Annotated in this window: 15 protein-coding genes; 10 read left to right on the forward strand and 5 right to left on the reverse strand. The window is 58.0% G+C overall.

The features are described 5' to 3' along the window. Position 1: 1 nt before the first annotated feature. From hycC to hycA, 3 genes are all read right to left on the reverse strand, one after another. Positions 2 to 1,816 (reverse strand): formate hydrogenlyase subunit 3, encoded by a 1,815-nt coding sequence (gene hycC, locus H650_RS09010; protein WP_020454966.1) that lies wholly within the window; start codon positions 1,814 to 1,816, stop codon positions 2 to 4. Then, positions 1,813 to 2,421, reverse strand: coding sequence for a 4Fe-4S dicluster domain-containing protein (locus tag H650_RS09015; protein ID WP_044489716.1), 609 nt, complete (start codon positions 2,419 to 2,421; stop codon positions 1,813 to 1,815). The genes hycC and H650_RS09015 overlap by 4 nt, the downstream gene beginning before the upstream one ends. A gap of 97 nt (positions 2,422 to 2,518) precedes the next feature. Then, positions 2,519 to 2,986 carry a formate hydrogenlyase regulator HycA gene (hycA, locus tag H650_RS09020; protein ID WP_020454968.1) on the reverse strand — a complete coding sequence of 156 codons (468 nt, stop codon included), beginning with the start codon at positions 2,984 to 2,986 and terminating at the stop codon, positions 2,519 to 2,521. 200 nt (positions 2,987 to 3,186) lie between these two features. Between hycA and hypA the strand changes: the two genes are divergently transcribed. From hypA to flhA, 6 genes are read left to right on the forward strand one after another with little or no spacing between them, the layout of a single operon-like run. Further along, on the forward strand, positions 3,187 to 3,534 hold the full coding sequence (gene hypA, locus H650_RS09025) for a hydrogenase maturation nickel metallochaperone HypA (RefSeq protein ID WP_020454969.1): 348 nt from the start codon (positions 3,187 to 3,189) through the stop codon (positions 3,532 to 3,534). Between the two features lie 3 nt (positions 3,535 to 3,537). Next, entirely contained in the window at positions 3,538 to 4,410 is an 873-nt protein-coding gene (gene hypB / locus H650_RS09030) for a hydrogenase nickel incorporation protein HypB (protein ID WP_020454970.1), read from the forward strand. Then, complete coding sequence (locus H650_RS09035; protein WP_020454971.1) at positions 4,401 to 4,673, forward strand: HypC/HybG/HupF family hydrogenase formation chaperone; 273 nt, start codon at positions 4,401 to 4,403, stop codon at positions 4,671 to 4,673. The genes hypB and H650_RS09035 overlap by 10 nt, the downstream gene beginning before the upstream one ends. Continuing rightward, entirely contained in the window at positions 4,673 to 5,794 is a 1,122-nt protein-coding gene (hypD, locus tag H650_RS09040) for a hydrogenase formation protein HypD (RefSeq protein ID WP_020454972.1), read from the forward strand. Before H650_RS09035 ends, hypD begins: the two co-directional genes overlap by 1 nt. Continuing rightward, positions 5,791 to 6,801 carry a hydrogenase expression/formation protein HypE gene (hypE, locus tag H650_RS09045; protein ID WP_020454973.1) on the forward strand — a complete coding sequence of 337 codons (1,011 nt, stop codon included), beginning with the start codon at positions 5,791 to 5,793 and terminating at the stop codon, positions 6,799 to 6,801. Before hypD ends, hypE begins: the two co-directional genes overlap by 4 nt. A gap of 56 nt (positions 6,802 to 6,857) precedes the next feature. After that, on the forward strand, positions 6,858 to 8,930 hold the full coding sequence (gene flhA / locus H650_RS09050; RefSeq protein WP_044489467.1) for a formate hydrogenlyase transcriptional activator FlhA: 2,073 nt from the start codon (positions 6,858 to 6,860) through the stop codon (positions 8,928 to 8,930). Positions 8,931 to 9,074: 144 nt separating this feature from the next. On the opposite strand, the gene H650_RS09055 is transcribed toward flhA, so the two are convergent. Beyond that, positions 9,075 to 9,416, reverse strand: coding sequence for a nitrous oxide-stimulated promoter family protein (locus H650_RS09055; protein WP_044489469.1), 342 nt, complete (start codon positions 9,414 to 9,416; stop codon positions 9,075 to 9,077). A 142-nt stretch (positions 9,417 to 9,558) separates the two neighbouring features. On the opposite strand from H650_RS09055, the gene H650_RS09060 reads away from it, so the two are divergent. The 4 genes from H650_RS09060 (at position 9,559) to H650_RS09075 (ending at position 12,347) form a co-directional block, all read left to right on the forward strand. Beyond that, positions 9,559 to 10,059 carry a flagellar basal body L-ring protein FlgH gene (locus tag H650_RS09060; protein ID WP_238328388.1) on the forward strand — a complete coding sequence of 167 codons (501 nt, stop codon included), beginning with the start codon at positions 9,559 to 9,561 and terminating at the stop codon, positions 10,057 to 10,059. A 30-nt stretch (positions 10,060 to 10,089) separates the two neighbouring features. Then, positions 10,090 to 10,698 carry a hypothetical protein gene (locus tag H650_RS09065; protein WP_020454977.1) on the forward strand — a complete coding sequence of 203 codons (609 nt, stop codon included), beginning with the start codon at positions 10,090 to 10,092 and terminating at the stop codon, positions 10,696 to 10,698. Next, positions 10,695 to 11,216 (forward strand): surface-adhesin E family protein, encoded by a 522-nt coding sequence (locus H650_RS09070; RefSeq protein WP_020454978.1) that lies wholly within the window; start codon positions 10,695 to 10,697, stop codon positions 11,214 to 11,216. The genes H650_RS09065 and H650_RS09070 overlap by 4 nt, the downstream gene beginning before the upstream one ends. 87 nt (positions 11,217 to 11,303) lie before the next feature. After that, complete coding sequence (locus tag H650_RS09075; RefSeq protein WP_020454979.1) at positions 11,304 to 12,347, forward strand: alpha/beta fold hydrolase; 1,044 nt, start codon at positions 11,304 to 11,306, stop codon at positions 12,345 to 12,347. Positions 12,348 to 12,389: 42 nt separating this feature from the next. Here the strand turns inward: H650_RS09075 and H650_RS09080 are convergent, their stop codons facing one another. After that, complete coding sequence (locus H650_RS09080) at positions 12,390 to 13,577, reverse strand: cytochrome c biogenesis protein DipZ (RefSeq protein ID WP_020454980.1); 1,188 nt, start codon at positions 13,575 to 13,577, stop codon at positions 12,390 to 12,392. Positions 13,578 to 13,644 lie beyond the last annotated feature (67 nt).

A 13,644-nucleotide genomic window follows, 5' to 3' on the forward strand; every position in this document is an offset into this window, starting at 1 on the left:
ATCAGGCTCCTCGTGAAATCACCACTACCACCAGCACCGCCAGCTCAATCAGCGCCAGCCGACGAAACAGCACCGGCGCGCTATCACCGTGCCAGCCGGGAACAGGAAGCCGGGGCTCCAGCCATTTCCGCAGTTTCAGCACCGGGGCAAAAGCCGCTTTCACCGGCATGGCGAAACCATGCGCGGTAATCACCATTGATCCTTCGTGATCGTAACCGCACACCCAGGCGCTACCGCGACGGCGGGCAGGCAGGCGATCGCCTTTAAACAGCATCATCAGCAGTAACGGCAGCAGCGGCGTGGCAATCAGCAACAGCGCGATCATCGGCTGCGACACCACGGTGTTTGCCGTTTGCAGCGGCAACGGTACAGCGGCAAACAGACGCGGCATCAGCCACGGCGCGGCAACACCACCGATAACGCAGCAAATGGCCAGCGCGGCGACCACACCAGTCATTAACCAGGGAATGGAGCGCGGGTTTTCCGCCTGAGCGCTACGCGGCGCGCCAAGAAAAGTGACGCCATAGACTTTCGCCATGCACATCACCGCCAGCGCGCCGGTAATCGCCAGACCAACCGCCAGCAGCGGCCCCAGCAGTTGCAGCAGGAAATGACCACTGGCGCTTAAACCAAAGAAGGATTGATAAATCGCCCACTCACCGGCAAAACCGTTGAGCGGCGGCAGCGCCGCCATCGCCATCAGCCCGACCAGCATTGCCAGCGAGATAACCGGCATCTTTTTACCGATACCGCCGAGTTTTTCGATATCGCGATAACCGGTGCCAAACCACAGCGTGCCCGCGCCGAGGAACAGCGTGCTTTTAAACAGGCTATGGTTGAAAAGGTGATACAGGCCGCCGGTCAGCCCCAGCGCCAGCAGCACAGGTTGTTGCAGCGCAAGGCCGGTGACGCCAGCGCCAAGGCCGAGCAGAATAATGCCGATGTTCTCCAGCGTGTGGTACGCCAGCAGGCGCTGGATGTTGTGTTCCATCAGCGCATACAGCCCGCCAATAAAGGCGGTAATAATGCCAAATACCAGCAGCGCAATGCCCCACCACAGCGGCGGTTGGCCGCCGAGCAGCGAAAGGCTCAAAATGCCGAACAAGCCGATTTTCATCACCACCGCGGAAAACAGCGCCGCCGCCGGTGCGGGTGCAGTGGCGTGCGCCTGCGGCACCCAGGCATGCAGCGGAATGATCCCGGCCAGCAGGCCAAAACCGATCACGCCGAGCAGCCAGATGTCACTGCCGAGCGCATGCGTACCGAGCAGTGCAAAATCCAGCGTCTGGTAACGCTGCCACAGCAGCCAGCAGGCCACCGCCAGCAGGACCGTACCGCAGCGGCCCATGACAAACCACAGCTTGCCGGATTTGCTACAGCCGGTCAGAAATACCGCGCTCAGCGCCATAATTTCCGCCATGATCACCAGCGCGCCGAAGTTTGCCGCGCTCACCGCGCACAGCGCGGCGACCAGCAGTAAGTTCATCAGCAGACCGTTGGCTTTCACCGCATCATGGCGATGCCAGTCAATGGAGAACAGGCTAACAAAACCGCCGCAAACGCCGAGCGTGATCAGCCATACGGCGCTGAGCGGCGTGACCAGGACGTGATATTCAATCAACGGCAGCGTGCCGCTCACGGTGACAGCGTCTGTTAATGCCATCACGCCGCAGGCCGCCGCCATTGCACAGCCGATAGCGCCGCCAAGCCCGGAAAAGAGACCGCTTAACACTTTGAACGGCATAAACAGATAGGCCAGCATGGCTGCGCAGGTAAGTACTGCAACAGCAGCGCTTAACAAAGAGAGGATAGTCATTTCGCGCTCCGGTTTAGCTGCGTATACAGCGATAAATCGCCGTAATCCGTGTTGAGGGTTTGCTCGCGTTTGCGACGGCTGGCTCTGGCGATATCCCGGTTATTGACCAAATGCAGCGCTTTGGTCGGGCACATCCGCACACAGGCCGGGCCTTCGGCATCGAAGTGGCAGAGATCGCACTTCACCGCAATTGCCCGCACGCCGGGCACCCAATCCAGCAACGTGCTGACACGCGCCGACGCAGGCGGCGCAGCGGGCGCTTTGGGCGAGTTAACATTGGCGGGAATATCCAGCGGGCGGCTACCGGAAAACTCAATCGCGCCGAAAGGACACGCAATCGCGCACAGCTTGCAGCTGACGCACAGGCTTTCATTTAACTGCACCGCGCCATCAACGCGGTTGATCGCGTTCACCGGACAAACGCCCGCACAGGGCGCGTCTTCACAGTGGTGGCACTGCTGCGGCGCGGACTCTTTTTCGCTGCGCATCACACGCAGCCGCGGCATCGCCTGCAGGCCATGCGCACGGTGCGTTTCGGCGCAGGCAGCCTCGCAGGTATGGCATCCAATACATAACGCCGAATCGGCAATTACAAAACGGTTCACCAGCAAATCCTCAGGTGATTCACCCTGGTTACGGGCGGTCATTTATGACGAAACGTGTCGCGCTATGTGTCACTTCGACACATGTCGACACCCAAACTCAGGCCAGCGCAGGCGCGTGCGCGTGGCTGACAAGCGTGGTGAGATTGACCGGCGTATCCGCTTCCATTGCGGCATACAGGTTGTCGTAAACGGCGGCGATTTTGCCGAGATAATGCTCCAGCACTTTTTCACGATCGCGCACGCTGAACGCGCCATCGACCTTGCCATCGCTGGAGAGCTGCGCTTTGGCAATCACGCGTCGCTCGTCGCTCTCTTTATTGGCAATCGCATATTCAATGGTGTGACCGTTAAAGCCGCCGGTCAGGGTGATATAAACCGTGAAGTGTTCGAACAGCACAAAGCAGAGTTGCTGTTCCGGCGCACAGCCGATAGCGTGATGCAACCGCGCTCTGGAGAGCGTAACGCCCTGAACTAACGCGTTACAGTAGCTTCGCCACTCTTCCTGCAGGCGGTGATGCCGCCCGGCAATATAATCTGCCTTTTCGCTAATTTCCCAAATCGTCATGTTTGCTTACCCGGTTAATGAAAAACAACGGCGGTAAAGCATCATCCATGCCAAAATTTAACCCATTGATTTAAAAGAAAATAAAAACAAAACGCTCACCCTTTCGACGTGTCATCTCGACATTGTCGACATCGTCACCGTGTCAAAACGCGGAATGGCACTCTTATTGCATTAAGGGCGCAAAGTCATCAGGAGGCGTTATGCACGAAATCACCCTCTGCCAGCGTGCGCTGGAAATTATCGAACAACAGGCGTCAGCAAACGGCGCGCGCCGGGTCACCGGCGTGTGGCTGAAAGTCGGCGCATTTTCTTGTGTAGAAACGGAAGCTTTAACGTTTTGTTTTGATCTGGTTTGCCGCGGCAGCCGGGCGGAAGGCTGTACACTGCACATCGAACAACAACAGGCGGAATGCTGGTGCGAGTCCTGCCAACAGTATGTGACGTTACTTACCCAGCGAGTGCGCCGCTGCCCGCAGTGCCACAGCGACCAGTTGCAGATTGTCGCCGATGACGGCATGCAAATTCAGCGACTGGAAATTGAGGAGTAAACAATGTGTACAACATGTGGTTGTCAGGACGGTAACCTTTATATCGAGGGTGACGAACATAACCCGCACTCGGCGTTTCGCGGTGCACCGTTCTCCCCAGCCGCTCGCCCGGCGCTGAAAATCACCGGTATCAAAACCGACGATTTTCGTCCCACGCAACTGGAACACGGCGACCTGCATTATGGTCACGGTGAAGCCGGTACCCACGCGCCAGGTATGAGCCAGCGCCGGATGGTGGAGGTGGAAATCGACGTGCTGGAGAAAAACAACCAAATCGCCGCCCGCAACCGCGCCCGTTTCGCCGCTTCGCAACACCTGGTGCTCAACCTGGTCTCCAGCCCCGGCTCCGGCAAAACCACCCTCCTTACCGAAACCCTTAAACGCCTGAAAGCGCGCGTCCCTTGCGCGGTGATTGAAGGCGATCAGCAAACCGTTAACGATGCCGCACGCATTCGCGCGACCGGCACGCCGGCGATTCAGGTTAACACCGGCAAGGGCTGCCATCTTGATGCGCAGATGATTGCCGACGCCGCACCGCGACTGGCGCTGGAAAATCGCGGCATTCTGTTTATCGAAAACGTCGGCAACCTGGTGTGCCCGGCGGGTTTCGATCTTGGCGAGCGTCATAAAGTGGCGGTGCTGTCGGTGACAGAAGGCGAAGACAAGCCGCTGAAATACCCGCATATGTTCGCCGCTGCCTCACTGATGCTGCTCAATAAAGTGGATTTGCTGCCCTACCTCGATTTTAACGTCGAGCAATGCATCGCTTATGCCCGTGAAGTGAACCCGACCATTGAAATCATGCTGATTTCAGCCACCAAAGGCGACGGGATGGACGCCTGGCTTGACTGGCTGGAGACGCAACGATGTGTATAGGCGTACCGGGGCAAATTTGCGCCATTGATGGCCTGCAAGCCAAAGTGGATGTCAGCGGCATTCAGCGCGATGTCGATTTAACGCTGGTCGGCAGCATCGACGAAAACGGTCAGTCACGCCTCGGCCAGTGGGTACTGGTGCATGTCGGCTTCGCGATGAGCGTGATTAACGAAGAAGAGGCGCTGGATACGCTGGCGGCGCTGCAAAACATGTTCGATGTCGAACCCGATGTCGGCGCGCTGCTTTACGGTGAGGAGAAATAATGCGTTTTGTCGATGAATATCGCGCCCCGGAACAGGTGATGCAACTGATTGATCACCTGCGTGAACGGGCAGCGCACCTCTCTTACACCGCCGCGCGTCCGCTGCGCATTATGGAAGTGTGCGGCGGGCACACACACGCTATTTTCAAGTTTGGCCTCGACCAGCTACTGCCGGAAAACATTGAGTTTATTCACGGTCCCGGCTGCCCGGTCTGCGTGTTGCCGATGGGGCGAATTGATACCTGCGTGGAGATCGCTCAACACCCGGAGGTGATTTTCTGCACCTTTGGCGACGCCATTCGCGTGCCGGGGAAAAACGGCTCGCTGCTGCAGGCAAAAGCGCGCGGCGCGGATGTGCAGATTGTCTATTCACCAATGGATGCGCTGGCGCTGGCGGAAAAAAATCCGCAGCGCAAGGTGGTGTTTTTCGGCCTCGGGTTTGAAACCACCATGCCCGCCACCGCCATTACATTGCAGCAGGCAAAAGCCCGTAACCTCGATAACTTCTGGTTTTTCTGCCAGCACATCACGCTGATTCCAACGTTGCGCAGCCTGCTGGAGCAGCCGGACAACGGCATCGACGCGTTTCTCGCGCCGGGTCATGTCAGTATGGTGATTGGCACCGACGCCTATACTTTCATCGCCGATACTTATCAGCGCCCGCTGGTGGTCGCCGGTTTTGAACCGCTCGATCTGTTGCAGGGCGTGGTGATGCTGGTTGAGCAAAAAATTGCCGCCCACAGTAAGGTGGAAAACCAGTATCGCCGCGTGGTGCCGGACGAAGGCAACCGGCTGGCGCAGGCCGCCATCGCCGAGGTGTTTACCGTACGCGGCAACAGTGAATGGCGCGGCCTGGGCATGATTGGCGAATCCGGCGTGCATCTGACGCCTGCATATCAGCGCTTTGACGCCGAAGCGCATTTTCGCCCGGAGGTACAGCAAGTGTATGACGATCCACGCGCCCGCTGCGGTGACGTGCTGACCGGCCGCTGTAAACCGCACCAGTGCCCGCTGTTCGGTAACACCTGTAACCCGCAAAGCGCGTTCGGCGCGCTGATGGTTTCATCGGAAGGTGCCTGCGCGGCCTGGTATCAATATCGTGCTCAGGAGTGTGAAGCATGAATGAAGTGCAGATGGCGCACGGCAGCGGCGGCCAGGCGATGCAACAGCTTATCAGCCAGCTTTTTATGGAGGCGTTCGATAACCCCTGGCTTGCAGAGCAGGAAGATCAGGCGCGTATCAATCTGGCAGAGCTTACAGCAGGCGGCGATCGGCTGGCGTTTTCCACCGACAGCTACGTTATCGATCCGCTGTTCTTTCCCGGCGGCAATATCGGCAAGCTGGCGGTATGCGGCACGGCAAATGATATTGCCGTTAGCGGCGCAACACCGCGCTTCCTCTCCTGCGGTTTTATCCTTGAAGAGGGGTTGCCAATAGCAACGCTGAAAACCCTTGTAGAGAGCATGGCCGACACCGCCCGCAGCGCCGGTATCGCCATTGTTACCGGCGATACCAAAGTGGTGCAGCGCGGCGCAGCCGATAAGGTATTTATCAATACCGCCGGCATTGGCGCTATCCCGGCGTCGGTTCACTGGGCGGCAAACTCCCTGCAACCCGGCGATGTGCTGCTGGCAAGCGGCACACTGGGCGATCACGGCGCAACCATCCTTAATCTGCGCGAAGGCTTAGGGCTGGATGGCGAGCTGACCAGCGATTGCGCGGTGCTGACGCCGTTGATTAGCCAACTGCGCGAGCTTCCCGGCGTAAAAGCGCTGCGCGACGCCACGCGCGGCGGCGTTAACGCCGTGGTACATGAGTTTGCTGCCGCCTGCGGTTACGGCATTGAGTTAAATGAACGAGACTTACCGGTAAAACCGGCGGTGCGCGGGGTTTGCGAACTGCTGGGGCTGGATGCATTAAATTTTGCCAACGAAGGCAAACTGGTGATTGCCGTACAGCGCGAAGCCGCAGAGCAGGCGCTGGCACAATTACGCGCTCACCCTTTAGGGCGCGACGCCGCAATAATTGGTGAAGTGGTCGAACGCAAAGGTGTACGTCTGACAGGCCTTTATGGAGTGAAGCGCCTGCTGGATTTGCCCCATGCCGAACCCTTGCCACGGATTTGTTAACCTTTTATTTTTATTAATTTTTTCACACCTTCTGCGTGTGTTCCTGGAAAAGCAAAATGTCGTATACACCGATGAGTGATCTCGGGCAACAAGGATTGTTTGATATAACGCGGATGTTATTACAGCAGCCCGATATGGCCGCGCTTTGTGAAACGTTAACCCGGTTAACCCGCCAGGCGGGTCTCGCCGACAACGCCGCGATTGTGCTGTGGCATGCCGACAGTCATCTCGCCAGCCGTTACGCCGTGCAAACACCCGACAACTGCGCCAGATATAACGACCAGGCGCTGCTGGCGGGCGGCCCGGTGCGGCATATTCTCTCTCACCCGCAGGCGCTGCGCTGCACCGCGCAACTCTTTAGCGAGACCTGGCCCGCCGTTGCCGAAAGCCGGATCTATCCGGCATTCGCGCATTACAGCTTGCTGCCGCTCGCCGCCGAAGGGCAGATTTTTGGCGGCTGCGAATTTTTTCGTACCAGCGACAGGCCATGGAGCGACAAAGAGACCGAGCGCCTGCATACGCTGACGCAGATCGTTGCTGTCGTTGCCGAGCAGTTGCAAAGCCGCGAGCACCCCACGCCGGACTACGAGCTTCTGTGCCAGGAGCGCGACGATTTTCGCATTCTGGTGGCTATCACCAACGCGGTGCTCTCCCGGCTGCATATGGATGAGCTGGTCAGTGAAGTGGCAAAAGAGATCCACTACTACTTCGGCATTGACGCCATTAGCCTGGTGCTGCGCGGCAGCCGCAAGGGCAAACTGACCATCTACTCGACGCATTATCTGGATGAAGCCGACCCCGCCCATGAAACGCAGGAAGTCGACGAACAGGGAACACTGACCGAGCGGGTATTTAGCAGCAAAGAGATGCTGCTGATTAATCTGCATGAGCGTGACAAACTCGCCCCTTACGAGCGGATGCTGTTTGAAACCTGGGGTAATAAAATTCAGACCCTGTGCCTGCTGCCGCTGATGTCCGGCAAAAATCTGCTGGGCGTGCTGAAACTGGCGCAGTGCCAGAAAGAGGTGTTTACCCCGGCGAACCTGAAGCTGCTGCGCCAGATTGCCGAGCGTATCGCCATTGCCGTGGATAACGCGCTGGCCTACCAGGAGATCCACCGTCTGAAAGAGAGGCTGGTGGATGAAAACCTCGCCTTGACCGAACAACTCAATAATGTCGACAGCGAATTTGGCGAGATCATCGGGCGTAGCGATGCCATGTTCCGCGTGCTCAAGCAGGTTGAGATGGTGGCGCAGAGCAACAGCACGGTGCTGATCCTTGGCGAAACCGGCACCGGGAAAGAGCTTATCGCGCGCGCCATCCATAACCTGAGCGATCGCAACAGCCGCCGGATGGTGAAGATGAACTGCGCGGCCATGCCGGCCGGGCTGCTGGAAAGCGATCTGTTTGGCCACGAGCGCGGCGCGTTTACCGGCGCCAGCGCCCAGCGCATCGGGCGTTTTGAGCTGGCGGATAAAAGCTCGCTGTTTCTTGACGAAGTGGGCGATATGCCGCTTGAGCTGCAACCCAAGCTGCTGCGCGTGTTGCAGGAGCAGGAGTTTGAGCGCCTCGGCAGCAACAAGCTGATCCAGACCGATGTGCGGCTGATCGCCGCCACCAACCGCGATCTTAAACAGATGGTCGCCGACCGGGAATTTCGCAGCGATCTCTATTACCGCCTGAATGTCTTCCCGATCCACCTGCCGCCGCTGCGCGAGCGCCCGGAAGACATTCCGCTGCTGGTAAAAGCTTTCACCTTTAAAATCGCGCGCAAAATGGGGCGCAATATCGACAGCATCCCGGCGGAAACCTTGCGCGTGCTGAGTGCGATGGAGTGGCCGGGGAATGTGCGTGAACTGGAGAACGTGATCGAGCGTGCGGTGCTGCTCACGCGCGGCAACGTGCTGCAACTGTCGATGGCGGAAATCGCCGTGCCCTCCGTCGCGCCTGAAACGCCCGCCGAAGTGGCGCGCGAAGGGGAAGATGAGTATCAGCTGATTGTGCGCGTACTGCGGGAAACCAACGGCGTGGTGGCCGGGCCAAAAGGCGCGGCGCAGCGTCTGGGACTCAAACGCACGACGCTGCTCTCCAGAATGAAACGATTAGGTATTGATAAAGAGGCGTTATAGCCGCAGACCCGACGGGCGTTTTCGCGCGTCGGGCGTTTCATTGCGCGTCAACAGCGCCGTAAAACCGCTAATCCGGCAAATGCGTAACCCACCTTCGTTCCCCACCTTTACCGAATACGCATCCTGCTTTTTTACCTTTACCCGCTATTTGCGCCGGTACTTCTCCGGCAGCTCCGGCACCGGGCGTTTATCATCAAGCAAATGGCGCACCGTCAGCACCGGGTGACGCCACAGCATACGCGGCCCCGCCCAGCGCATAATCTGTTTCATCTCTTCGCGTTTCGCAGGCTGGTAACAGTGCACCGGGCACTGCTTGCAGGCCGGTTTCTCTTCGCCGAACACGCATTTATCCAGCCGCTTTTCCGCATAAGCGTACAAATCCGCGTAGTGCGCCGCGCTGCTTACCGCATCCGGGCAGGCGCGCTGATAAAGGGCAATCATTTTGCGGATAGTCAGTTTTTCTCGCAGGATCCGGGGGCCAGCCATACATGTCACCAATAATTAAGATGCATAAATAATACAACTTAATAGAATCGCAAAAAACCACGCCCGCCGCGTTTTTATGTAAAGGTCAGACCTCAGGTGCCGATACCCGTCTATCAATGTGGAAATGATCATCGCCGGGGGAATGGTGCGTAAATTAATTGTTATTGTTTCGTTATTTTTATTGGCGGGATGTATCAGTAAAAATAACCCGTTTTTCCCGGAACAGCCTTTTTATTACCCGCCATTAATGACGGATGATACCGCGAAAATTCGCTTAATTGGCGCAACGATGACCTACGCCATTTATCAAACGGATACCAGCGGGCAGAAATTTGGCGGCTGGGTACAAAAACACGATCGCTTTATTAATAAGGCTTATGGTCCAACCCAGGATATGGGTTTTCCAAAGTTAAAGAACAAAAAATACAGTGACGCTTTTTTTGAAACCACGCTGCTGCCCGATTTGCCGACAACCATTCACCATGAGGCTTACAAAGGGTGCAGCGTAGATATTCACTTCACGCCGAAAAAAGGGGCGTTGTATGAAGTGCATTATGACTATGGCACTGATACCTGCGTCATTAATGTCGCCCGGCTGAAATACAACCCGGCCTCTGCGGAATACGAAGAAATAAAGCCGTAAAAAACACGAAATTAAAACGTAAGGACACCGATGAAACAGTTAATTATGCCGCTGGCGCTGCTCACGCTGGCAATAACCGGCAGCGCAAAGGCGCAAACGCTGACCGAAAGTTTACTGCGTTGCGACAGCAGCTTTTTCAGTGAACTCTACAAACAGCGAGCCACACTGGCGCACACTGCGCCAGTGGTCACAGATAAGCAGCATCACGCCTGGTTTGCCGCGCCGAAAGACGGCTCCGATACCGTCTGGTTTAGCAAGCCTCTGCGCATCAGTCAGCTCACTATTTCTGGCTTTGACAGGTCGCAGGAGTCACTGGGCAAATTGGGTGATTATTACTTCTGGGGATGGGTGATCGAAGAGCCCATGTCTGCGGTGATAGCTGCGTTGCCTGACATTCACTGGCAGAAAGTCACGGACGGGTATTACGCCAATCCGCTGATCAAACGCGCCGGTGAGACCACATGGCGGGTCAACAAAACCGCCGTCAGCGGTATTGCTCCGGCCGCGGATAGCGTGGAAAAACTCGCAATGCTGGAAGTGAGTGAAGGCAAAACCTTTTTGCGCTGCTCGATTCAGGGCAAGGTCAGCAAGGACGAGTTACTGGCGGTGCGCCCGGATCTGCAAGGAGAGCAAAAATGAAAAAATCCCTGTTTCTTGGCTCAGCACTGCTGCTGATGTCCGGCTGCACCAGCCATCCGGGTGCCAGCGTTACGCAAGAGGAAACCCCGCCCAAGCGGGTCGTTAAGTTCGTGACACTCAGTAGCGGCGTCAGCTATCTGGATTTTCGTACCATTTCCCTTTACGACGGCAATCCCTATTTGCGTCGTATTGACGTGATTCATAACTACACCAAAGGCATGCCGGTGAAAAAGAATCCACTGATGATGATCCGCAGCGAACGCCAAAGCCTGGTCGTGAACTGTGATACGCACCAGTTCACCCATGTGCATAAGATCTACTTTTCAGAACATTTTGCCACTGGCGACAAAATCGCCCGCATGAACACGCCAGGACAGTGGCAGGATTACCCGCCAACATCGTTGATCGGCCTGACGGCAGGCTTGCTGTGTAAGCTCCCGGAAGATCGCCTGGCCGCAGAGCCTGCACGCGATACGCAAACACCGCTGTTATACACGCTGATACAGAACGGCGCGTAGCCGCACACAATCGGGATACAGTGATCCCTTGCAATAGCGGGTGGATGGCGCAGGACGCCATCGCCCACTTTTTTGCAGGAGTGACTTATGTCATCGATTGAAAATCCGCAACGCCGCCTGCTGCTACAGGCCACCGCCGCAAGCCTGGCCGCACTGGAACTGGGGATCAGCGCCCTTCCCGCCCAGGCCAGCGCACCGCCCGCCGCCCTCACCACCACACCGCGCAACCTGACGCCGCTACCGCCCATTAAGCAGATTGACGCAGGCGTGCTGAATATCGGGTATATCGACACCGGGCCGGAAAACGGCGAACCGATGCTGCTACTGCACGGCTGGCCGTATGACATCTACAGCTTTGCCGATGTGATCCCGCGCCTTACCCGTGCCGGGTTTCGCGTGCTGGTACCGTGGCTGCGCGGCTATGGCAGCACCACATTTTTATCAGCCGACACGCCGCGCAACGGCCAGCAGGCGGCGCTCGCCGTCGATGCGATTGCCTTTCTTGACGCGCTCGACATTAAACAGGCGGTGATCGGCGGTTTTGACTGGGGCGCGCGTACCGCCAATATCCTTGCCGCACTGTGGCCGCAGCGCTGCAAAGGGCTGGTCTCGGTAAGCGGTTATCTGATTGGCAGCAAGCAGGCGAACAAAAAACCGCTGCCGCCCGCGGCGGAACTCGCCTGGTGGTATCAATTTTACTTTGCGACCGAGCGCGGCGAAGCAGGCTATCGCGAGCACACCGATGAGTTTGCGAAACTTATCTGGCGAACCGCCTCGCCACAATGGCGCTTTAGCGAAGCGGAGTTTGCCCGCTCGGCGCAGGCATTGCACAACGCCGATCATGTCGCCATTACGCTGCATAACTATCGCTGGCGGTTGGGAATTGTCAGCGGCGAGCGCCGTTTCGACGCGCTGGAGCAGCAACTGGCAAAGGCACCGGTAATTACGGTGCCGACCATTACGCTTGAGGGCGACGCAAACGGCGCGCCGCATCCGGACCCTGCCAGCTACGCCGCCAAATTCAGCGGCCGCTACCAGCACCGTACCGCCACCGGCGGCATTGGTCATAACCTGCCGCAAGAAGCGCCCGCGTTTTTTGCGCAGGCGCTTATCGACATTGCACGGCATTAAACAGCACGCGCCTTCGGCTGGATCAGCGAAGGCGCTTTTCCCTCATGAATGCGCTTCGGCCAGCAGTTTCTGAATAAGTTGCTCCTGCTGTTGATACTCCCCTTCCCCAAAGTACATCTGCCGCAGTTGCCCTTTGGCATCAAAGTAGTAATGCGCAGGCCAGTACTGGTTCCCAAACGCATTCCAGATGGCGTAGTTATTGTCCACCGCCACCGGGAAGCGGATATTCTCTTTGCGTACCACGTTTTGCAGCGACTGAATGTTCTTCTCGAACGGGTATTCCGGGGTATGAACACCAATCACCACCAGCCCCTGGTCACGGTATTTTTCCGCCCACGCGTTGACATACGGTAGCGTGTGCTGGCAGTTAATACAGTCGAACGTCCAGAAATCCACCAGCACCACTTTGCCCTTCAGCGCCTGCGCAGTGAGCGGCGCGGAGTTAAGCCAGCTCACCGCCCCTTCCAGTGACGGCATGCTATTGCGCACCAGCGGCTCGCTGACCGGCTGCAGCGTGACGGCAGGTTGCGGCGATGTCCGCCAGCTCAGGAGTTGTTGTTCCAGCCGCGTTGTCCACGCCCCCGCTCCCTGCAACGCAGACGTCGCCCCGCTGCCAATCAGCACTACCGCGCCCAGCATGGCGACGCCCGCCCCCTGACGCAGCCGCTCGCTGAAGGGCAGACTGGCGCGCAGGCGGGAAAAAAGCCGATCGCCACACAGCCAGAGCAGCGCCAGCATCGCCGCCGCGCCGCTGCCGTAAGCCGCCAGCACCAGCGCCGTCTGCCCGCTTGCGCCGTTAAGCATGGTGGTGCTCAGAACCGCGCCCAGGATCGGCCCGGCGCACGGCGCCCACAGTAGCCCGACGGATAACCCCGCCAGCAGCGCCGAAAGAACACCGCCCGAACGGCGGCTGCGGTTATCGAGCCGTTCACCGGCGCGCACAACAAAGTACATCACCGTGCTGGCAATGCGCGGCGAAATCAGCGCCAGCGCCATCACAGCCAGCAGACCGAGTGCCAGCCAGCGCCCCCAGGCGTTGGCCTGGATGATCCACTGCTGCGTGGCGCCCGCCAGCAGTGCCACCAGCGTAAACATCGCCACCATTCCCGCCAGCAGTGCGGCAAGATGACGTTTATCGCGGCCAAAACTTGCGAACAGTAGCGGAATAACCGGCAGCGTACAGGGGCTGAGCAGCGTCAAGCAGCCGCCTAAAAAAGCAATGATCACCATAACAAGCTCCTTGATTCGTTGAGGAAACAGGCGCATTACACCGCCGCGGTGTATCGCGGCGGTGTCG

Source organism: Enterobacter sp. R4-368, assembly GCF_000410515.1.
Taxonomy (GTDB): Bacteria; Pseudomonadota; Gammaproteobacteria; order Enterobacterales; family Enterobacteriaceae; genus Kosakonia.

Coding starts and splice junctions, on each gene's coding strand:
- flhA (WP_044489467.1), top strand. CDS start 6,858: ATGTCGTATACACCGATGAGTGATCTCGGGCAACAAGGATTGTTTGAT.
- hypD (WP_020454972.1), top strand. CDS start 4,673: ATGCGTTTTGTCGATGAATATCGCGCCCCGGAACAGGTGATGCAACTG.
- H650_RS09080 (WP_020454980.1), bottom strand. CDS start 13,577: ATGGTGATCATTGCTTTTTTAGGCGGCTGCTTGACGCTGCTCAGCCCC.
- H650_RS09055 (WP_044489469.1), bottom strand. CDS start 9,416: ATGGCTGGCCCCCGGATCCTGCGAGAAAAACTGACTATCCGCAAAATG.
- H650_RS09060 (WP_238328388.1), top strand. CDS start 9,559: ATGGTGCGTAAATTAATTGTTATTGTTTCGTTATTTTTATTGGCGGGA.
- hypB (WP_020454970.1), top strand. CDS start 3,538: ATGTGTACAACATGTGGTTGTCAGGACGGTAACCTTTATATCGAGGGT.
- H650_RS09075 (WP_020454979.1), top strand. CDS start 11,304: ATGTCATCGATTGAAAATCCGCAACGCCGCCTGCTGCTACAGGCCACC.
- hycA (WP_020454968.1), bottom strand. CDS start 2,986: ATGACGATTTGGGAAATTAGCGAAAAGGCAGATTATATTGCCGGGCGG.
- hycC (WP_020454966.1), bottom strand. CDS start 1,816: ATGACTATCCTCTCTTTGTTAAGCGCTGCTGTTGCAGTACTTACCTGC.
- H650_RS09065 (WP_020454977.1), top strand. CDS start 10,090: ATGAAACAGTTAATTATGCCGCTGGCGCTGCTCACGCTGGCAATAACC.
- H650_RS09070 (WP_020454978.1), top strand. CDS start 10,695: ATGAAAAAATCCCTGTTTCTTGGCTCAGCACTGCTGCTGATGTCCGGC.
- hypA (WP_020454969.1), top strand. CDS start 3,187: ATGCACGAAATCACCCTCTGCCAGCGTGCGCTGGAAATTATCGAACAA.
- H650_RS09035 (WP_020454971.1), top strand. CDS start 4,401: ATGTGTATAGGCGTACCGGGGCAAATTTGCGCCATTGATGGCCTGCAA.
- hypE (WP_020454973.1), top strand. CDS start 5,791: ATGAATGAAGTGCAGATGGCGCACGGCAGCGGCGGCCAGGCGATGCAA.